The following is a 20,496-nucleotide window of genomic DNA, read 5'->3' as shown; positions in this document are numbered from 1 at the left end:
ATGATACCTATAATATGATTTACCATTATCAAACTTGACAGTAACACCAGAAATGGCAACACCATCAACATCAGTCAACCTAACAGTAAGACTGCCATCCTCTTTATAGACCACATTAACATCACTTGATTCCATTACCACCAACGCCTTATCAACAACAACATGAACTGTCATATTTGCAGCGCCATAAAGATTATTGCCTTCAAAGATGATTGTGAAATTGTATTCACCAGGTTTTAAATTTATAGGAACCGCTGCAACGCCATCTGCATCGGTACGATACTTATTAGTGGTTTTGCCATTGACAAATTTGACATAAACACCTGAAAGTGCATTGCCATCAACATCAGTCAATCTGACAGGAAGATTACCTCCCTCTTTATAGACCACGTTAAGATCGCTGGATTCCATAACCACCAAAGCCTTATCAACAACAACTTGAATGGTCAAATTAGAAGCGGTATAAATATCATCACCTTCAAAGAAAGCAGTAATATTATATTTTCCAGGTTTTAAATTCTTCATTGGAACTGAGATATACCCGTTTTCGTCAGTCCTGTACTTATAAATTCCAAGAGTGTTATTGACTTTTACAAGAGCCCCATTAATAGGCAGATTATTTAAATCTGTTAATTTGACTATTAAATTACTGCCATCCTTATAAGTCATGTTTAAGTCTTTAGCAGACAATAATGTGTCAATAACTGTTGTAGCATTAATTTCATTGAACACTGTAAATGCTTTAATACAGGCAACCTGTGAATAGTAAGTGTGAGTTCCATAAGTTCCAGTTTTATAATATAAGTCTTCCCAATCAATACCGTTTGAACTCATGTAAGATATTCCCGGTTCGTAAATCAGTTTATTAAGTGAATAATACTCAGAAATTGGAATTGAAGCGACATTAGAATTACTTACTTTAAATATGACTTCAAATACATCCCCTAATTTAAGAGGAATTACTTTGCCTAAGTTCATGGTATAATATCCTGGATTTGAAGTGCCTTCTTTTATTGCTTTAAGTTCTCCATTTACATAAACTGACGCCGTCCAATTGGTTATTTTTTCAAAATAAGTGGATACACCCGCTAAAAATTCATCGGCATCAGCAGTGAATATGTTTTTATACCAAAGAGTATTATTGCCGGTGTAGAAATTATCGGTACTTCCACCAATATCATATTGGTAATTCTTATCAAATCTGAGGGTATCATTCAAGATAATGGCATAAGCAATGTTATCTACTCCCGGTTGTGCGAATTTTTCATCGTAATAAGAAACATAGAAATATCCTTCATTTTTCCAATCGGGACCCCAGCTGTTTTTGACTATCCATGCGCCATCGCCCTTATCCTGGCCAAGTCCATAGAAATTATCTCTTGAGTAATTATCATCCCATCCGACAATGGTTACTGCATGGTTTGAAGCGGTTGGTGACCAGCAATAATATCCTTTTCCTCTAAAGAAATTAGATGCATAATGCATAGATGTTCCAACAGCACCATATTGGAGGATAGCTTTTTTGATTGCGTCATTGTCAAGATAATCATTACGTTTTAAGAAGATGACATTTTGAACATGCATAATGCTGTTTAATATTGGAGATAATGTGCTATAATCATCAAAAGCATCGTCTGTTTCATTGATCGGACCTAACCAGCTAACAAGGTATCCAATAGGCATGTTATCATAACCGCCCTCATTAGTATCCATTTTCCAGCCGTAGTCAGAATACAGTTCAATTACGTTTTTCATGTTCTCTTCAGACAAATCCAGATATTGGCCGGATGCCTTTAAGATTGCAGATTCCAAAACGGATATTGCAGTGAATGCCCAACAGTTACCTGAACTCTGTTGATCTTTTGGAATTGTTACCAATCCTTGGTCTTTTAAACTGTAATATGAAGGAATATCAGTTATTTCAGAAACATTTTGTTTATACATTGTATAATTTCCGTTTGCAATTGTCAGATTTATTGAAGAGATTTCATATTCGTTATTATTAAAACTGGCCATGTTTTGAGTATAAGTATTCCATTGCCTTACAGTACCCATGCCTTTTAAAGTATTGCAGATTGAATAGACAGCTCCGGCAGTGGATAGGGCATTGTTTTTTGTAAATGTGTTTGCCCTTAGGAAGAAATTAGTGGAATTATCAATATATAAAGCACCACCATTATTGGCTGAGTTATTTTTAAATATGCCATATATTGATGAGAAATTTCCGTACATATGGTAAACCGCTCCCCCATCCCATTTAGCAGTGGAATTATAAACATTTAGATGATCTAAGCTCACATCAGTTTTAAGAGTTGCAATTGCACCACCAAATGTTGCAGAAGAGTTGACAATATCCACATAACTCATTTTCAAGGTGGCTTCCCTAGTATAGATTGCTCCTCCTGCATCGGCCATTGAATATGAGTTTAAAAACTTTGATCTGGAAATTGTTATTTGAGTTCCATATTCACATGCAATTGCTCCACCATAATTATAAGCAAAATTATCGATGAACATGGAATCAATAATATCTAAACTGCCCCCATACATGTAAATGGCTCCTCCATACTCCGCATAATTATCCAAGAAAGTACAATTCTTGATAGTTACAACAGAAGTATAACTTGAGCTATAAGGAGAGTAAATTGAACCTCCAAAATTGTTTCCATAGCCATTATCATATGAATTTCCGTATCCATAACAAAAGACAGAATTTGTTGCATTGAGTATTGCATAGTTCAGAATAGGAGATTCGGATATTGTTAAATTTGTTAAAGTTATTGAATTCCTATTTTGAAATATAAACTCCCCTGATTTATATTTAATAATGGTGTTATTGGCATCACTTCCAATAATGTTGACTTGACCATAATTATAGTAGCATTGGTCTAACGTATATTCTCCATTTGCCAAATAAATATTGGAATTGGATTTAATCCTGTCTGCAGTCAAATACTTATAAGGATTATCTATTGAACCATCACCCGCATCATTTTCGACTGATGCATCAAAATAATAATCATTACTACCCCCAAGAGGTTGTTCACCATCTATAATTTCAACAGCAACAGGGCTTTCTTCATCAATTGCTATTGCAGTATCGTTTTCATGAGCAAAACTAGACGGAATGATGATTAATAAAAGCAGTACTGTTAAAAATAAAGATAGTCTTTTATCAATTTTAAACAAAATAATTTCCTCCATACTATTATTCAATACTATCTTTAAATTTTATAATATAAATAATCAAATGAAATTAAAAAAAAATTAATAAAAAATGAAGTTAAAATGATACACTATGAAAGGCAGCTATTGTCTAGTTGTTGAGTTGGATGATGAAAAAACCATCAAAATAGGCAAAAGATTAGGAAAAATCAGATTTAGAGAGGGTTATTATGTTTATGTAGGCTCTGCCATGAATTCCTTAACCGCACGAATCAACAGACATTTGAGCGATGAAAAAAAGCTTCACTGGCATATAGACTATCTTTTAAAAAATGCCAATATTACAGACATTATCTTTGCTGAATCGAGTAAAAAAATGGAATGTGACTTATCTAAAGCCATATCAAACAACAGTGTTGGAATAAAAAACTTTGGATGTTCAGATTGCAGTTGCGAAAGTCATTTATATTATTTTAAAAATAGAAAGGAAGCTATTGAATGTGTTTTAAATGCATATGATTCAATAGCTATGGAATGCAAGTTTTTTAGAATATGAAACCTTTATTTTTCTTGCGATTATATGAGATTTCAAAAGAGTCCAATGCAATGCGCTTTAAAACCTCTTTATCTTCTTCACTAATGGAAACGATTTCTTCCCATTCGCTTTCCAAGCGAGCGATTTCATCGAGAACTTCAACACCCTTAGGAGTCAAAAGACAATCATAAGCCAAACCATTATCTGGATTTAAATCAATCTCAATTAGACCATATTTTTCCAGTTTTTTATATTTCTTCAGATATAATCCCAAATGAAGATTAAATAAATCATCCTTTTCGGCTTTTTCATATTCCCTAATCCTTATACGTTTGTGATGAGGTTTTTCATGTTTTTTAACTCTTTTCAATAGCTTAATTTGACTTTCGTGTAAAAACATGCTTAAATTTTCACGAACATAAGTCATTTTAGACTCTTCAATTATGCTAATAAAAGATGAAGCATCCATATTTTCAATTGCTTTTACATGAGGATGAACCATATTATCACCTTACTTCATTTGTCCGAATATTCCTCTCATGATTCCTTTTGTAACTTCACGTGCTGCTGTGTTCATTGCCTGTGAAGCCGCCTTTTCAACCATCTTCTGTGAACTGGATTTTTTAGTTCTTTTACGTGTTGTCTGCTTGGTTTGGCCTGCAATGACAGTGCCCAATATGTCTACCAGAACAGATCCTTGCTGTTGAGGAGCTTCCTGTGGAGCTTCCTGCTTTTGAGTCTTGACTTCATCAATGATTTGCTTGTCAGCTTCCGGAACTTCACTTTCAATATTTGGGTTTGATGCTATTTTATTCATTAAAAGCTCATATGCTGATTCCGGATCAACTGCTTGCCAATATTTTGATTTGAATTCAGAAATGTCAATTATTTGATTACGCAAGTCATCCTCAATTGACCCGATGTGGCTTTGAGGCGGTACGATTTTAACTTGTTCCACAACTGTTGGTGCTCCTTTTTCATCAAGAACTGATACTAAAGCTTCACCAGTACCCAAATTAGATATTACTTCTGCAGTACCAAAATTAGGATTTGGCCTGAATGTTTCGGCTGCAACCTTTACCGCCTTTTGGTCTTTTGGAGTGTATGCACGAAGGGCATGTTGAACCCTATTACCCAATTGGGCTAGAATATCATCTGGAATGTCTGCAGGGGATTGTGAAATGAAGTATAAACCTACACCTTTTGACCTGATTAAACGAACAATCTGTTCGATTTTCTTTCCGAATTCCGGTGAGATTTCATCAAATAACAAATGAGCTTCATCAAAGAAAAATACGAATTTAGGCTTATCCATATCTCCTACTTCAGGAAGATTCTGATATAGGCTGGACATCATCCAAAGCAGGAATGTTGAATATATCTCAGGGGATAAGGATAACTTTTGAGCATCCAAAACATTGATGACGCCTTTTCCGTTATCATCGACTTGCATGAAATCATTTAAATCAAGGGCAGGTTCGCCGAAGAACAAATCTCCACCTTGATCTTCAAATGCCAATAAAGTCCTTAAAATTGTATTAGCTGATTTAGGGGCAATAGCACCATATTGACTTTCATATTTATCCTTATTTTCAACAACATGATTAATCATAGCCTTTAAATCTTTCAAATCAATGATTAATAAAGATTCATCATCAGCCACTCTGAATATGATATTCAAAACGCCGGCTTGCGCTTCGGACAAGTTTAAGATTTTTGAAAGCAACATCGGCCCCATTTCGGACAATGTTACCCTTACAGGAAGACCCTTTTCACCGAAGAGATCCCAAAATTCAACGGGATATGACTTAAAGTTAAATCCTTTATCTTCAAGGGAGAACGCTTCAACGTTTCTTGCAATGAAGTCATTTGTTGCACCTACTTTTGCAAGACCTGCAACATCCCCTTTCATATCTGCTAAAAATACTGGAACTCCCATATCTGAAAAAGATTCAGCTAAGACTTTTAAAGTTACTGTTTTACCAGTTCCTGTTGCTCCAGCTATAACACCATGCCTATTAGCCATTCTTGGTAATGCAAACACATCCGTATTTTCATTACAACCAATCAATATTTTATCTTCTGCATACATTGCATTTCACCCATTTTCTATTTTCTTGATTAAATAATTAGTTTTTTTAACTATATTATTTTTATTAAATGAACTTGAAATTCTTTTAATTGCATCTAAATTTTTGACAAAATTATCCAGCCATGAGAATATATCACCAGGATATACCTGAATTTGATATTTCCTGAAGAGCTTATTCGATATATCCTGAGGGTCCTTGCCTTTCAGACGCTCATTAATAATTACTTCGGATATTCCCCTTTGCATGCAGCTGCAAAATGGTCTTTCCTGACAGTTGCACTGCATGAAGTCCGTCTGAAGGGCAATGAGGGCATCCTGGAACTTCTTGTCAACCTTTTCAATGGCTTCACCAGAAGAGATGATATCCAAAGTGGATTCCGCAAACAGCCTTGTCGAGAATTTTATTTTCAGGGCATTGGAAATCTGATTGTGGATGACGCTTGAAAGATATGCGTTTTCAAACATCTCCAAATCCAGTGCCATCGCTAAAATCAACACTTTCAATTTGTCATATTGATCCTTTTTCTTGTACATTGGGGAATGGCCAACATACCTTTTCAAGTATTCATGGTCATTTAAAGTGTTTTTAATAAATTCTGCTTCTTCAATTGATAAAAATGAAACTGATGTTGCTCTTCCATACTTTGTGACTTCCAATTTATTATTTGCTGATATATTAATTAATCCTAAATCATCCATTTCATCAACTGCTATTTTTAAAGAAATTGGAACATCAATATCTTTGTAAAATTTATTTAATTCATCTCTAGATTTAATTGATGTAGATGAAATATCCGCTAAAATCTGCTCATAGGCTGACTCCTCATCATATTCAATATAGACATCCTCATGATTGCTTTCCAAAAGGTCCAGTGCTTTTGCTTCTTCAGATTCACCTGCAAAATCATTTCCAACTTCGGGAAGTAGATATACTATTCCCCTATCATGGTAAGATGGCCTTCCGGCACGACCCAGCATCTGCGAAAACTCATTTGGATTAATCCACTTGTTTCCCATTACAAGTGAGTCAAATATTACCTGCGAAGCCGGGAAGTCCACACCCGCCGCAAGAGCCGCTGTAGTTACTACACAAGAGATTTTACCTTTATCAAAATCCTTTTCAATTTTTTCTTTTTTATAATACGATAATCCTGCATGGTATGCTTGAGCATTAACCCTTTTATTATTTAAATAATTAGCAATTTGATGGGTTTTACGCCTTGAATTAGTAAATATGATAGTTTGTCCTCTAAATCCTTTCTTAGATTTAGTATTGAATTCCTTTTGAACGAGATTTTTCATTAGATGGCGTTTTTGAGATTCATTTCTTACATAAACTAAATGCCTCTCAAGGGGTACTGGACGTTCTGAGTATTGAACTAGCTTCATATTAAATTCTGAAGCTAAAAATTCAGGGTTTTTTACTGTAGCGGAAAGTCCAATAATTTGAGTTTTAGGATATAAATTTTTTAAACGTTTAATTAAGCCGTTTAGACGTGTTCCACGGTCTTCATCATCAATCATATGGATTTCATCGATTAACACAACACCCAATCCTGACAATGATTTGGAGTTACCATTTCTTAAAAGATAGTCAATTCCTTCATAGGTTGCAACAACAATATCTGCTTTAGATACATCTGAATCTGGAAGTTTTAACTCTCCTTTTGCTTTAACACGATTCCTTCCAACTTTAATAGCTACAGATAGGCCTAACTTTTTGTATTTCTTTTTAAAATCGCGATATTTCTGATTAGCCAGTGCCACTAAAGGAGTTAAGAAAATGAATTTTTTACCTTTTAGAGCCTCTGTAATCCCCGCAAGCTCTCCAACCAATGTTTTTCCGGAACCTGTTGCACTTACAACCAGCAAATCTTCCCCTTTTAGGAGCCCTTCCTTAATTGCCAGATACTGAACAGGCAGTAATTTAGTGTTACCTGAGTCCAGTAAAACTTCTTTAAAATCTTTTGGAATTTTAAGACGTTTCATATCAACTGGAGGTATGATATGTTTTGATTTTTTGGTTTTATCAAATAACGTTAAGTTCCTATTCCTTATTGGATCAAAATGAGGGTCGAGAACTGATAGTGTTTTTTCCAAACTTCCGGTTTTTTTTAAGGTTCCCTTCAAATTCCTAAATATTGCTTTATCAAATCCTTGAAGCTTGATTTCCTGTTTGATCGTATCATATGCACAATCTTTACAAATCAATTGGTTATTATGTCTATAAGAATAAGAGGAATTGACAATGGTAATATTTCCTTCATAAGCACAAAAGTCACAAACCTGGGTTTTTCTAACTTTAATGTTAAGTGATTTTAAAAATTTTTCCACCTTTTCATCGGGTGTTGCCAGAAAAACAGCCTGTGAACGTAATAACTTAATAACTTCACTTGGAGACATTAGTTGTTCATTTAAAGTGGAGTTGTCATTGAAATTGTAATCTGCAACAAATCTGGAAATGGATAATGAGTCACCCTCATGAGAGAATTTGATATTTCCAACAAATTCCGGCACTCTCTTATGGTTTAGTGCACCTTTCGGTGAGCCAATCGGATATAATCTCCACTGTTTTTTGACCTTTTTTAAAACTAGCATTGTTTTTAATTATATTTTTAATTGTTAATATATTTTAAAAAAAGAAAGTGATTAGTCAATATAATCAAATCTTGTCTCCAAAATAATAATAATTGCAAAACCGATTATTGCAACAATAAGACATGGGAACAATCCTGCAAAGCTCAATCCTGCTGAATTCAAGATTTCAACACCCGGAACCCTTAAAGATCCAAGCATCACCCCTATAAGAAATGCCATTGTTATTTCCTCGTGGTTCTTAAGCAGGTAGTTGAGTATTTTGGAAAATCCCAAAATTCCGATAGCCGCTCCGATTACAAAAACGATGATGTCTACAATCTGAAGCTGATGAAGGGCATTCAACATGTATTTGTATTGTCCCAAAAGCAAGAGCAGAAATGAACCTGATATGCCCGGCAAGATCATTGCACAAATAGCTATCATACCTGAGAAAAATATTACAATCAATGAATGATTGGCAGCAATTGGATTTAAACTAACAAATATGAAAGTCAATATAGCACCCAAAACGGCAAACAATATATTCTTTAAGTTGATTTCATCGAGTTTTTTGAACAGTATCACTGCAGAAGCTATAATCAGACCCAAGAAGAATGCATATGTCAATGCAGTATGCACATCCATGCAATAGGTTACAACTTTTGCAAGTGTCAGGAAAGCCACGCCAATACCAAGAACCAGAGGTATGAAGAACTTGAAATCAATTTCATCAAACATACCTGTTATAAAGCCGTTGATGTCACCTTTTAGAAGCGGTTTTACGAATCCGAATTTGATTTTACTGATTGCCTCAACCAAATAGGCATAGATTCCAGTAATCAATGCTATTGTTCCTCCGGAAACTCCAGGAACAATGTCTGCAGAACCCATAAGGACTCCTCGAATAAAAATCAAAAAAGCTTCCCTAATATCAAAACTCAAATTATCACCTAAACTAATATTAGTTTTAATTAATTAAATAGGTTATTAAAAAAAGAAAAAAAGAGAATAAATCAAAAGATTTATTCTTGGAATGGTTGTGGAAGTTCACAAACTCCACTGTCTTTTGCAAGATATGCATATGCGAATGCTGCACAGATTGCACCGAGAATAGGTCCTACCAAGTATATTGGGAAGAATGCCCAAAGGTTAGCTCCACCAAGCAAGGTGTCCATCAAATATGGTCCAAATGTACGTGCAGGGTTGATTGAAGCACCGGTAAATGCGCCTAAAACTACGATTACTGCTGCAACAGTCATACCGATTGAAATTCCAGCAAAACCAGGTTCTGCCTTTTTGTCGACTGCAACACCCATTACAACCATCATGAGGAAGAATGTTCCCAAGAATTCAGCGAACATAGCTTGAAGGTAGCTTACCCCTAAACCTGGAGCTGTTGCACCGAGTCCTCCTATTGTAACAGCAGGAGCCCCAAGACATAGGAATAGACAAAGGCTTCCTAAACATGCACCGATTACCTGTGCAACTATATAGTAGATACTGTCGATTAAAGCAATATTTTTAGTGACAAGCAATCCAATGGTTACAGCAGGATTCAAGTGTGCACCGGATATCTTACCGAATACATAAATACATATCATTACAGTTAGACCAAATGCCAAAGCAATGGCAATCCAGTCACCAAGTCCTCCCAAAGGTCCAATTCCAGTAGCTCCCGCAGCATCTGTAATCAATAATGTCACGACAGCCGAACCAGTACCGAAGAATACTAGGAAGAAGGTTCCTAAAAGTTCTGCAAAGAATTTTTTTCTTATATTACAAGGCATTTAGCTCACCTATACAGCTTCTCTCCATTGACAATATTCATGTTTACCGTCTACAAGTGAAGCAGCAGCACAGTTTTTACATCCTCTTACAGGAGATCCTGGTGCCTCTTTGTTAAGTGCAATAATATTTGTCATCATTGTTGCTGTAATTGGTTCTGAAGTTAATAGACATGGGTAGTCTGCCAATCTCATCAAGGATGAGAATCTTACTGAAATTCCGCATGCAGGATAAGTGTATCTTTGTGGGTTCATTACAACTTCACTATCTAAGATAGGGCTTAAGTCAACGTCAAATCCAGTGATTTGTGGCACTAATTCACCGCCAGTGCCTGCTCTGCCTTTTCTTGCTTTCATGATTGCATTGTATCCTCTGTAAATCATGTCCATGAAGTCACAGTTGTGCAATTCAGCAGCTGCTCCTCTTGTTGGATATTGTTGTACATAGTTGTGGAATCTTTTGGAGAATAAGTCTACAATCATTGGTGCATTGAATCCGTCTAATTCTAAAATGAATTCAGTTGCACATGCAGATGCACCAGTGGACAATTTCAATACGTTGAATGGAGATTCATAATTGTCTAAGTTGTTTGTTAAAGTGTTTCCAATAACATCAGCAGTTGCTTGGACAATAGCCAATATCATATCGTCTTTGCACATGTTGTAGGTGGATTGTCCGATGTGGTGTCCAATATCTCCAACACAGTATGCAGGAACTGTTACAATGTTTCCGTAGTGTACTCCATCATCCATTGCAGCTTTGACGGATGCTGTCATTGCCTTTTTATACTTGTTCATGTAGTCCCTTACGTCAAAGGATGTGTGGTCTGCATCATCCATCAATTGACCTTGTCCTTCAATAGGAGTTTTGTAAATCATTTGCAATGCTGCAATTTCCTTTTCGGTAGCTTCAGCAGCGGTTGCACCTTCTTCGATAGCATGAGCAAATGCGTCTCCAATACCATATGAAGTGTTCATACCCCATGATTTTGCAGATAAAATTGCTTGTTTGTGAGCTACAGGAATGTCGGTTTTTTGCAATATTTGGTTTACGACATTACTGGTACTTCCAGGCATCATTGCAAAGTCAACTACACAGGTTGGTCCGTAAAATCCACCATATCTTCTGATAGATTCTTTTGCAACGATTGCTTCATTATCAGCAATAGCTTGGATAAATTTGTCTAAGCTGTCTGCAAATTCACCATCTTCTTCACATAAAATTTCTAAAACTGGAGGAGTTTGGAAATGTTCAATGAACGGATCGTCTTCACATTTCAAAGTGTCTGTAATGGAAGACAGGATTTCATAGTGGTTTTTAACAGATTCCTTGTGTAAGTTAATTACGGATTCTGCTTGGTTGTCCAATGCTTTCATACCTGCTACGGCATCGGCATATGGTTTTGCATCAACGATTTTAAAATCGTTGTACCTGTTTTCTGATATAACAGCAATGTCTGCCTTTTGAGCAGCCATTGATTCGTTAATCATTTTTTCATATAACTCTCTCATTTTTATCACCAGCGATAAGTGTAGTTAATTAAGTATTGCCTAGGAATTAATACTTAACTACCTTATGATTAATAATTATTCAAGAAAGTATATAAAGTTAGTTAAATGATTCTTAGAATTTAAAAAATTAAATAACAATTGTTTAACCATTTTAAAAAAAAATCGAATGAAATAAGAAAAATTAAAATAAAAAAATAAGGAATCAATATAAGAAAAAATCATTTTCCTATATCTTCTACCAATTCTTTTGCATATGGAGTTATGTTTTCATCAAGCATGCGCTCCAAAAACTCTCCGGTGTAGGTTCCGGACTTAGCTATCTCTTCAGGAGTTCCTGTAGCGATTACTTCACCTCCGCCATCACCTCCGTCAGGACCTAAGTCAATGATGTGGTCGGCTGTTTTAATGACATCAAGGTTATGCTCAATAACAACAACGGAATTGCCTGCATCGGTCAATCTTGCCAAAACATCCAAAAGCCTTTTGATGTCTGCAAAGTGAAGACCTGTAGTCGGTTCATCCAAAATGTATAATGTTTTGCCAGTGCTGGATCTGGACAATTCTTTTGCAAGCTTGATTCTTTGAGCTTCACCACCTGACAAAGTTGTTGCAGGCTGGCCTATCTTCATATAGCCCAATCCAACATCATACAATGTCTGAAGCTTTTTGGTAATCTTTGGAATGTTTTCAAAGAACTCAAGAGCCTCTTCGACAGTCATTTCCAAGACCTCATAGATGTTTTTGCCCTTATACCTTATATCCAAAGTCTCTTCATTGTATCTTTTGCCGCCACAGACTTCACATGGAACATATACGTCAGCCAAAAAGTGCATCTCAATTTGGACAATACCGTCACCGGAACATGCTTCACACCTTCCGCCTTTAACATTAAAAGAGAATCTTCCAGGCTTGTATCCTCTTGCCTTGGATTCAGGAGTGTTAGCAAACAGATCACGGATGTCAGTGAATACCCCAGTATAGGTTGCAGGATTGGATCTTGGAGTCCTTCCGATTGGCTTTTGGTTTATTGCAATTACCTTATCGACATTTTCCAAACCTTCAATCTCATCGTATTTTCCTGCAAAAGTGAACTTTCTAGCCAGTTTTCCTTTTGCGCCTTTATATAATATTTCATTAATCAGACTGCTTTTACCGGAACCGCTCACTCCGGTTACGCAAGTGAACTTGCCTAATGGAATTTCAACATCGATATGCTTCAAGTTGTTCTGTGCAGCACCCCTGATTGTTATGAATTTGCCGTTTCCTGGCCTTCTTGTCTTTGGAATATCAATCTTTTTGACTCTTGAAATGTATTGGCCTGTAAGTGAATCAGGATTTTTCATGATGTCAAGCGGTGTTCCTTGAGCCACCACCTTACCTCCGTGCTCACCGGCACCGGGACCTATGTCCACAACATGGTCTGCTGACAAGATGGTTTCCTCATCGTGCTCAACGACAACCAAAGTATTACCCAAGTCCTTAAGCCTTTTAAGTGCTTCAATCAGCTTTATGTTATCCCTTTGGTGAAGTCCGATACTTGGCTCATCCAAAATGTATAGAACCCCTACAAGACCGGAACCGATTTGGGTTGCCAGCCGGATTCTTTGAGCCTCCCCACCGGATAATGTACCGGAAGACCTTGACATTGACAGATAGTCCAGTCCCACTTCAACCAAAAAGCTTAAGCGTTCCTTGATTTCCTTTAGGACTTCTTTTGCAATGAAGTTTTCACGTTCTGTCAATTCCAAATCCTGGAAGAACTGATATGAGTCCTTAATAGCAAGGTCACACACATCAATGATTGACTTTCCGCCAACAGTAACGGCCAGTATTTCGGGCCTTAACCTTTTTCCGTCACAGACATGGCACTTTCTGTCGCTCATGAATTTTGAAAGGTATTTTCTTGAATAGTTTGACTTGGTTTCTAGATATAATCTTTCCATTCTAGGAATTACTCCCTCAAACTTACGGTTTACCATGTAGGACTTGTTTCTCCTTTTGAATGTGAAAGGGATTTTCTCATTGCAGCCGTAAAGAATCGTATTCTGGTATTCCTTGTCCAGTTCATTGAAAGGAACATCCATGCTGAAGCCGAAATGCCTTGAAACAGCCTCAAGCATCTGATAATAATAATTTTCCTTTTTTGCTGATTTTGACCAAGGTGCAATAGCTCCTTCGTTCAATGTCAATGTATTGTCCGGAACAATCAAATCAGGATCAATTTCCATTTTGGAACCAATACCCTTACATTCAGGACATGCCCCCTGAGGAGCGTTGAACGAAAACATCCTTGGGGTTAATTCCTCAAAATTAATACCGCAATCAACGCATGCAAAGTGCTCTGAGTATTTTTTCTCATATTCCCCGTCATCTGTTGTGAACAATACTGTAATCAACCCTTCAGTAAATTCTGCAGCGGTCTCTAAAGAGTCAACCAGTCTCCTTTTAAAATCAACATCCTTTCTGATTTTCAATCTGTCGACCACAACATCAATGTTGTGCCTATATGTCTTTGCAAGCTCGATATCCTCATCCAAATCCCTTATCTCACCATCGACACGAACCCTTACGAAACCCTTGTTTCTAAGCTCATCCAAAACATCCTTGAACTGACCTTTCTTATCCCTGACAATCGGTGACAATATCTGGATTTTGATTCCTTCACCTTCCTCGATGATTGACTCGCCAATCTGGCCTATGGTCTGCTGTGAAATTTCCTTTCCACAGTTAGGACAGTGCGGAATGCCTATTCTTGCATACAATAATCTTAAGTAATCATAAATTTCTGTAATTGTACCTACAGTTGATCTTGGATTTTCCCTTGTTGTCTTTTGGTCAATTGAAATAGCTGGAGACAATCCTTCAATTGATTCCATTTCAGGCTTTTTCATCTGACCCAAAAATTGCCTTGCATAAGCTGATAATGATTCGACATATCTGCGCTGTCCTTCAGCATAGATTGTATCGAAAGCCAGTGAAGACTTTCCAGACCCGCTTATGCCCGTAATTACAATAAATTCATCACGGGGAACACTGACATCAATATCCTGCAAATTGTGCTCACGCGCACCCTTGATGACTATCTGCTTTTTTGACTCCTCTGTCATGATAATCTCCTTAATTTAGTTATATATTATTAGAACAAACTACCTTATAAAATGTTTCAGAGAGCAATTGGAAAGTAATAATTCTAATCTATTACAGATATCCCCTGAATTTTTTTAAAATCAGAATCAAAACTTGCTATATGATGAATTTTATTTTGAATCATTGTTGATAAAATTGTACAATCAGAATAATTAATAGATGAATCATATTGTAAGTAAATATCAATTGCCTTTTCATAATCAGTTTGATTTAAATACTGAATATCAAACATTTCAGTGATAATATAAAATAAATCCTTACCTATTTTTCCACCTTTACCAGTAAATGCATTTAATGTTTCATTTAATACTGTGTTATTTATTACTTTTCGTTCAGTAATTGTTTCAGAAATCTTTAAAGCCTTATCATGAAATTTATCTGTTTTAATAAGTAAAGCAATTAAAAAACTTGTATCGACAAAAATCACTATAATTCTCCCCTACCAGATTTTCTTTTTAAATCAACAGCATCAGTTTCTTCATCAAGTGAAATTGCAAATTTTGCTAAATCAGATAAGGGTCTTTGTTTTTCTACTTCCACAATAATCACATCCTCTTCTATTCTCCAATTAAGAGTATCCTCAAGAGTGATTCCTATTTCTTTTCTAATTTTACTCGGAATAATTGTTTGAAAACCTTTGTAAATTTTTGAGCTTACAACTCCATCCATAAAATCATCTCCAATTAATGGTCTATAATTTCTAATATTTAAAATTTCAGAAATTTAATTTATCTAAAATATTTAAAAACTAATAACCATTATTATTTTCATCAAACTACTCTTAATAGATTAAATTAAATATTTGATTAAATAAAGTAAAATAATTTTCTATATGGTCCTAAAACAATTTCATATGCCTTTAATAAAAATATAACATGAAATTAAAATTATAATCATAATATAATCAATTATGAAAATTTTAAAAAAAATTTTTCTCTAAACTGAAAACATGATAAAAAATTCCAAAGAGAAAAGCTATTTATCAAAGCCCTTCAATGCATAAAGCTTGTTTCTCAAATCGGCAGCACGCTCAAAGTCAAGCCTTGCAGCCGCATCCTTCATATCCTTTTCCAAATCTCTGATTAATAAACGAAGCTCATCCTTAGGCATCCTTTCAATGTCAGCGCCTTTGACTTTGTACTTCTCATCTTCCTCAGCAAGCTTTTCCTTCAATGTCCTTTGGGTGGATTTTGGAGTTATTCCATGGACCTCATTGTATTTCATCTGCAGCATGCGCCTTTTCATCGTAATGTCATATGCATTTTTAACGGATTCGGTCATATTGTCCACATACATTATCACACGGCCGTTGACGTTTCTTGCGGCACGGCCTATGGTCTGTATCAGAGAGGTCTCGTTTCTCAAGAACCCTTCCTTATCAGCATCCAAAATGGCTACCAGTGACACTTCCGGCAAATCAAGACCTTCCCTTAAAAGATTTACGCCGACAAGAACATCGAACTTTCCACGTCGTAGGTCATCTACAATGTCAATCCTCTCCAAGGTATCGATTTCCGAGTGCATATACCTTACCTTAACTCCGATTCTTGCATAGTAGTCAGTCAGGTCTTCAGCCATCCTTTTGGTCAATGTTGTAACCAATACCCTTTCGTCCTTTTCGGCGGTTTTTCTAACCTCTTCAAGCAGATCCTCAACTTGACCAGTTACCGGCCTTATGATTACTTCAGGATCCACCAGTCCGGTTGGCCTGATAATCTGCTCGACGACATTCCTTGACTTTGCAAGCTCATACTGGGCAGGCGTTGCGGATACATAGATGACCTGATTGACGGATGATTCGAACTCGTCAAACCTTAAAGGACGGTTTTCCTTGGCTGACGGCAATCTGAAACCATATTCGACCAATGTCTCCTTACGTGCACGGTCACCGTTATACATCCCTCGGATTTGGGGAACGGTAACGTGAGATTCGTCGATTATTGTCAGGAAATCATCCGGAAAGTACTTCAAAAGAGAATATGGCTTGTCTCCCCAGTTACGGCCTGACAGATGCATTGAGTAGTTTTCTACACCTGGACAGTATCCCATTTCCCTTAGCATTTCTATATCGAAACGGGTTCTCTGCTCCAATCTTTGGGCTTCCAGGATTTTTCCCATGGCATTCAACTCTGAAAGCCTTTCCTCAAGCTCGTTTGTAATCTTTGAAATTGCCACATCCATCTTGTCCTGGCCAACAACGAAGTGCTTTGCAGGGAAAATCATGTATCTTTGAAGTGATTCCTGTTTTCTTCCCGTGACCTTGTCGATTATGCTGATTGCATCGATTTCATCACCGAAAAGCTCAATTCTGATTGGAGGAGTTCCATGAACCGGATTTATTTCTATGACATCTCCCCTTACTCTGAACTGTCCTCTTGCAAACTCAATGTCGTTTCGCTCATACTGCATGAAGACAAGCCTTGCAAGGATTTCAGAGCGGTCATAATTGTCGCCGACATTTATCCCAAAGGCAAATTCGCCGTAGTCTTCAGGAGAACCGATACCATAGATGCAGCTCACACTGCTTACGACAATGACATCATCCCTTGACAGCAATGATTGAGTGGCAGAATGCCTCATAATGTCAATATCATCGTTGATTGATGCTTCCTTATCAATGAAAGTGTCTGTTCTCGGCACATAGGCCTCAGGCTGGTAATAGTCATAATAGCTGACAAAATATTCAACGGCATTGTCCGGGAAGAACTCCTTAAACTCCTCGTACAGTTGCGCCGCCAATGTCTTGTTGTGTGAAATGACAAGTGTAGGCTTCTGGACCTTTTCAATGACATTCGCCATTGTGAAGGTCTTTCCAGAACCTGTCACTCCCAAGAGGGTTTGTTCTTTCAGCCCATTCTTTATGCCTTCGGCTAATGAGTTAATGGCTTTTGGTTGGTCACCCAGTGGCTTATAAGGTGACTTTAGTTTGAATTCTTTCATAATTATCTAGTTTGAGATTGTAACGTTGAAACTGATATGTATATAGCTCGGTGCACAGCATGGAGTGACTCTTTGGTCTCTTACTACCAGCTGCCCATAGCCTTTCAAATCCTTATTCAAGTCATTAATTACATTTGGAACAATTTCAGTATTATATACTTTAAGAGAACCTAAAAATACAGTTTTAGCGGCCATATTCATTACCGATACATCTTCTACAACATCAGGTTCCGAATACTTTTGCAAGATATCATTCGATTTGTCAACCAGTTCCTTTTTAATCTGATTCTTATCCATATTACTGCCTCAATGCATCTGCAATAGATTTTGCAATAGATACGCGTGAAGTATCGGAAGACAGACTGTTGGTACCGATGATCTTGTTTGCACCGGCAGCATAAATCCTGGTTGCGCCGTTATTTGTCAAGATTGGGTGAACGCAGCAGACATCCACTGATGATGCACCGTATTGCTTTAAGATATTGATTGCATTGACAATGGTTCCGCCGGTCGCAATAATGTCGTCAATGATGACAGCATGCATGCCTTTCACGGAGTCCACGTTAACGGTGTTTTCACTTTCGCTGTCGCATCTGACATCCACGATTTTGGTTTCAACCTTGTCCGGTCCCAAACGGACTTTTGTCAGGTATGTACAGTCACAGCCAATAATTTCAGCCATTTCCTGTGCAAATCCGTAAGCGCCCTTATCGGGAGCAATAATCAATGGCTTTTCATTTGTTTTCCTGAAATATTTCTTATCCAAGTATTCTGCAATTGCAGGCATCGCTGAGATGTTGCGGGCAGGAATGTCGAAGAACTTCAAAACGCATTCCTCATGAATATTGAATGTGATGAACTCATCAGCACCGGCCGCTTCGATTAAATTACAGATTATCTTGGCTGAAATTGTCTCTCCAGGATTGAAACGCTTTTCCTGTCTTGCATATCCCATATAAGGAACTACTGCCCTGACTTTCTTGGCTCCCAAATCCTTCAGGTTGGAGATTATGAACAGCAGTTCCATCAGGTTTTCATCCTGAGGATATCCGGTTGACTGGATAACTGTCACTTCATCTTCAATTTCACCATCGATTCTTAAGTACCTTTCCCCATCGGGAAACTTTTTAGTTTCAACATAACATAATTCTTCACCAAGCTCGCGTGCCACATGGGCAGCCAGATCCTGTGAAGCTGAACCACCAATAATCACAATATCACCAAAAATTTATATGGAATAATATATGTTTTTGATGATTAAAAAGGTTAAGTATTAATATATAAACGTTCAATAAAAACTAATTATGAAAAAAATAACTGCCATTATAATATTAATAATTGTATTAGCTTTGGCTTCAACAATTGTCAGCCCTGTTATGATAGTTGCTGAAGATTCAGCGGAGGATGCTAGTATTGATATGGCTGCAACAATGGGTCTGACCGGATTCAAATGGATTTACCCTGGAAGTTCCGTTAACTCAGAAGGGCAAACCTTGCATAATGTCCATATAAACAATCCGGATAATCCTTATGGTGCTGCCCGAGACATTATGACATACTCTTATGGCGTAACTCCTCATTTAATCCTTAGTGTGAACAATGATGCCGCTCAAGCGATATTCGGAGGAAACATTGTAGGAGATATCCGTGCAAATGACGGATATTTCGGCTATCCCGGCAACGGAAACGTTCAAGGAAGCATGTCAAGAGGAGATGCTGTTGGAGTGGCAATGCTTGAAAATGGCGTGAACGTATTTGAGATTCCAATACAGATTATACTGGGAAACATTAAGCCCCACCTAGTATAATTTCCTTTTTTCTATTTTTTAATTCAGCAATACGTAAAAAGAGAGTGCAACACCCACAAATGAAATGGCCATCATGATTAGACCATGCCTTTTAAGTGTCGGATGCTTTGACTGAACCAAGTAAAACGGCATGAAAAAGCCAAAGAACGTGAAAGTGGCAAAAATGGTGTTCTTTGAAATGAGGCCGACGACAAATCCGCTCCAAGATAGAAAAATAGTTACAATATAAGCTGCAATTATGACTTTCCTATTGACTTTAGGCAATTCGCTCCTGTAGACATAAACTCTTGCCGGCTTCAAACCCTCGACTAAAGGAGTGCCGCATTTTGCACAAAAGTCATAATCATCCTGATTTTCAAAATTACAGTTATTGCAAATTCTAGTCATTAATTAAGATTAATATTTTTTTAATATAATTATTTTTCTAACTTCATGGCAATTTCGAAAATGGCTTCACCATTATAGCTTATGTTATTCAATTCTGTGAAATATTTAAAGCCCAATTTTTCTAAAACCCTTCCGGACTGTTTATTCTCATGCCTATAAGATGCATAAATTTCTTTAATATCCAAATCTGAAAATGCATGGTCTATCAAAGCTTCAGATGCTTCCGTTGCATAGCCCCTGTTCCAATATTCCTCGCCAATCCAATAGCCAAGCTCTGCCGAATCATCACCCCAATAATGATTGCAGTCCGGATGAAACAGCAGGCCGACACAGCCAATCGGAATATCATCCTTGACAATGGCATAGGTTTCCCTTTTAGCGAAGACTGTTTTTATGATGTTCAAGCTATCCTCAACACTTTCATGAGGAGGCCATCCTGCAATCGGACCAATATTAGGATTTTTGGCAAAATGATATAGGCATTCTGCATCATCATCCCTCCAAGGCCTTAAAGTCAAATTTTCAGTTTTCAGAATCATTGTCTAAAGG

17 protein-coding genes are annotated in these 20,496 nt (G+C 36.9%); 2 read left to right on the top strand and 15 right to left on the bottom strand.

All coding sequences use genetic code 11. The features are described from left to right. The coding region (locus ACJMLD_RS02415; protein ID WP_405267625.1) for a C1 family peptidase at positions 1 to 3,189 on the bottom strand (3,189 nt) is incomplete at its 3' end. Between the two features lie 109 nt (positions 3,190 to 3,298). Between ACJMLD_RS02415 and ACJMLD_RS02410 the strand changes: the two genes are divergently transcribed. Beyond that, positions 3,299 to 3,721: a DUF123 domain-containing protein gene (locus tag ACJMLD_RS02410; protein ID WP_405267624.1), complete on the top strand. Its 423-nt coding sequence runs from the start codon at positions 3,299 to 3,301 to the stop codon at positions 3,719 to 3,721. Here ACJMLD_RS02410 and ACJMLD_RS02405 read toward each other — a convergent pair. The 12 genes from ACJMLD_RS02405 to ACJMLD_RS02350 all read right to left on the bottom strand — a co-directional run bounded on the left by ACJMLD_RS02405 (position 3,711) and on the right by ACJMLD_RS02350 (position 18,965). Then, positions 3,711 to 4,202, bottom strand: a complete 492-nt coding sequence (locus ACJMLD_RS02405) for a hypothetical protein (RefSeq protein ID WP_405267622.1) — start codon at positions 4,200 to 4,202, stop codon at positions 3,711 to 3,713. The genes ACJMLD_RS02410 and ACJMLD_RS02405 overlap by 11 nt on opposite strands. A gap of 9 nt (positions 4,203 to 4,211) precedes the next feature. After that, entirely contained in the window at positions 4,212 to 5,792 is a 1,581-nt protein-coding gene (locus tag ACJMLD_RS02400; RefSeq protein ID WP_405267620.1) for a helicase HerA-like domain-containing protein, read from the bottom strand. A 6-nt stretch (positions 5,793 to 5,798) separates the two neighbouring features. Further along, positions 5,799 to 8,390 (bottom strand): DUF5814 domain-containing protein, encoded by a 2,592-nt coding sequence (locus tag ACJMLD_RS02395; RefSeq protein ID WP_405267618.1) that lies wholly within the window; start codon positions 8,388 to 8,390, stop codon positions 5,799 to 5,801. 51 nt (positions 8,391 to 8,441) lie between these two features. Beyond that, on the bottom strand, positions 8,442 to 9,260 hold the full coding sequence (locus ACJMLD_RS02390; RefSeq protein ID WP_405267627.1) for a DUF368 domain-containing protein: 819 nt from the start codon (positions 9,258 to 9,260) through the stop codon (positions 8,442 to 8,444). Between the two features lie 131 nt (positions 9,261 to 9,391). Next, on the bottom strand, positions 9,392 to 10,156 hold the full coding sequence (locus tag ACJMLD_RS02385) for an MIP/aquaporin family protein (protein ID WP_405267617.1): 765 nt from the start codon (positions 10,154 to 10,156) through the stop codon (positions 9,392 to 9,394). Between the two features lie 9 nt (positions 10,157 to 10,165). Continuing rightward, positions 10,166 to 11,665 (bottom strand): DUF2193 domain-containing protein, encoded by a 1,500-nt coding sequence (locus ACJMLD_RS02380; protein ID WP_405267615.1) that lies wholly within the window; start codon positions 11,663 to 11,665, stop codon positions 10,166 to 10,168. A 218-nt stretch (positions 11,666 to 11,883) separates the two neighbouring features. After that, positions 11,884 to 14,772 (bottom strand): excinuclease ABC subunit UvrA, encoded by a 2,889-nt coding sequence (gene uvrA, locus ACJMLD_RS02375; RefSeq protein WP_405267613.1) that lies wholly within the window; start codon positions 14,770 to 14,772, stop codon positions 11,884 to 11,886. Positions 14,773 to 14,855: 83 nt separating this feature from the next. Continuing rightward, the gene (locus ACJMLD_RS02370) at positions 14,856 to 15,239 is read right to left on the bottom strand and encodes a type II toxin-antitoxin system VapC family toxin (RefSeq protein ID WP_405267611.1); all 384 of its coding nucleotides are present in this window, start codon (positions 15,237 to 15,239) and stop codon (positions 14,856 to 14,858) included. Beyond that, a complete protein-coding gene (locus ACJMLD_RS02365; protein WP_405267609.1) occupies positions 15,239 to 15,481 on the bottom strand; it encodes an AbrB/MazE/SpoVT family DNA-binding domain-containing protein in 243 nt (80 codons plus the stop codon). The genes ACJMLD_RS02370 and ACJMLD_RS02365 overlap by 1 nt, the downstream gene beginning before the upstream one ends. A gap of 306 nt (positions 15,482 to 15,787) precedes the next feature. Beyond that, positions 15,788 to 17,752, bottom strand: a complete 1,965-nt coding sequence (uvrB, locus tag ACJMLD_RS02360; RefSeq protein ID WP_405267607.1) for an excinuclease ABC subunit UvrB — start codon at positions 17,750 to 17,752, stop codon at positions 15,788 to 15,790. Positions 17,753 to 17,758: 6 nt separating this feature from the next. Further along, the gene (locus ACJMLD_RS02355; protein ID WP_405267605.1) at positions 17,759 to 18,049 is read right to left on the bottom strand and encodes a hypothetical protein; all 291 of its coding nucleotides are present in this window, start codon (positions 18,047 to 18,049) and stop codon (positions 17,759 to 17,761) included. A gap of 1 nt (position 18,050) precedes the next feature. Continuing rightward, a complete protein-coding gene (locus ACJMLD_RS02350) occupies positions 18,051 to 18,965 on the bottom strand; it encodes a ribose-phosphate diphosphokinase (RefSeq protein ID WP_405267604.1) in 915 nt (304 codons plus the stop codon). Between the two features lie 91 nt (positions 18,966 to 19,056). On the opposite strand from ACJMLD_RS02350, the gene ACJMLD_RS02345 reads away from it, so the two are divergent. Continuing rightward, a complete protein-coding gene (locus tag ACJMLD_RS02345; RefSeq protein WP_405267602.1) occupies positions 19,057 to 19,560 on the top strand; it encodes a hypothetical protein in 504 nt (167 codons plus the stop codon). A gap of 18 nt (positions 19,561 to 19,578) precedes the next feature. On the opposite strand, the gene ACJMLD_RS02340 is transcribed toward ACJMLD_RS02345, so the two are convergent. Further along, positions 19,579 to 19,947, bottom strand: coding sequence for a zinc-ribbon domain-containing protein (locus ACJMLD_RS02340; protein ID WP_405267600.1), 369 nt, complete (start codon positions 19,945 to 19,947; stop codon positions 19,579 to 19,581). A gap of 29 nt (positions 19,948 to 19,976) precedes the next feature. Then, positions 19,977 to 20,486, bottom strand: a complete 510-nt coding sequence (locus ACJMLD_RS02335; protein ID WP_405267599.1) for a GNAT family N-acetyltransferase — start codon at positions 20,484 to 20,486, stop codon at positions 19,977 to 19,979. Positions 20,487 to 20,496: the final 10 nt, after the last annotated feature.

The organism is Methanobrevibacter sp. (assembly GCF_045112895.1).
Taxonomy (GTDB): Archaea; Methanobacteriota; Methanobacteria; order Methanobacteriales; family Methanobacteriaceae; genus Methanocatella.
The sequence above is the reverse complement of the archived record's forward strand: the minus strand, read 5'-3'. Positions and strand labels throughout refer to the sequence as shown.

What these genes read in the sequence shown, in the direction of transcription:
- ACJMLD_RS02410 (WP_405267624.1), top strand. Translation starts at nt 3,299, where the DNA reads ATGAAAGGCAGCTATTGTCTAGTTGTTGAGTTGGATGATGAAAAAACC.
- ACJMLD_RS02405 (WP_405267622.1), bottom strand. Translation starts at nt 4,202, where the DNA reads ATGGTTCATCCTCATGTAAAAGCAATTGAAAATATGGATGCTTCATCT.
- ACJMLD_RS02400 (WP_405267620.1), bottom strand. Translation starts at nt 5,792, where the DNA reads ATGTATGCAGAAGATAAAATATTGATTGGTTGTAATGAAAATACGGAT.
- ACJMLD_RS02395 (WP_405267618.1), bottom strand. Translation starts at nt 8,390, where the DNA reads ATGCTAGTTTTAAAAAAGGTCAAAAAACAGTGGAGATTATATCCGATT.
- ACJMLD_RS02390 (WP_405267627.1), bottom strand. Translation starts at nt 9,260, where the DNA reads ATGGGTTCTGCAGACATTGTTCCTGGAGTTTCCGGAGGAACAATAGCA.
- ACJMLD_RS02385 (WP_405267617.1), bottom strand. Translation starts at nt 10,156, where the DNA reads ATGCCTTGTAATATAAGAAAAAAATTCTTTGCAGAACTTTTAGGAACC.
- ACJMLD_RS02380 (WP_405267615.1), bottom strand. Translation starts at nt 11,665, where the DNA reads ATGAGAGAGTTATATGAAAAAATGATTAACGAATCAATGGCTGCTCAA.
- uvrA (WP_405267613.1), bottom strand. Translation starts at nt 14,772, where the DNA reads ATGACAGAGGAGTCAAAAAAGCAGATAGTCATCAAGGGTGCGCGTGAG.
- ACJMLD_RS02365 (WP_405267609.1), bottom strand. Translation starts at nt 15,481, where the DNA reads ATGGATGGAGTTGTAAGCTCAAAAATTTACAAAGGTTTTCAAACAATT.
- uvrB (WP_405267607.1), bottom strand. Translation starts at nt 17,752, where the DNA reads ATGAAAGAATTCAAACTAAAGTCACCTTATAAGCCACTGGGTGACCAA.
- ACJMLD_RS02355 (WP_405267605.1), bottom strand. Translation starts at nt 18,049, where the DNA reads ATGGATAAGAATCAGATTAAAAAGGAACTGGTTGACAAATCGAATGAT.
- ACJMLD_RS02345 (WP_405267602.1), top strand. Translation starts at nt 19,057, where the DNA reads ATGAAAAAAATAACTGCCATTATAATATTAATAATTGTATTAGCTTTG.
- ACJMLD_RS02340 (WP_405267600.1), bottom strand. Translation starts at nt 19,947, where the DNA reads ATGACTAGAATTTGCAATAACTGTAATTTTGAAAATCAGGATGATTAT.
- ACJMLD_RS02335 (WP_405267599.1), bottom strand. Translation starts at nt 20,486, where the DNA reads ATGATTCTGAAAACTGAAAATTTGACTTTAAGGCCTTGGAGGGATGAT.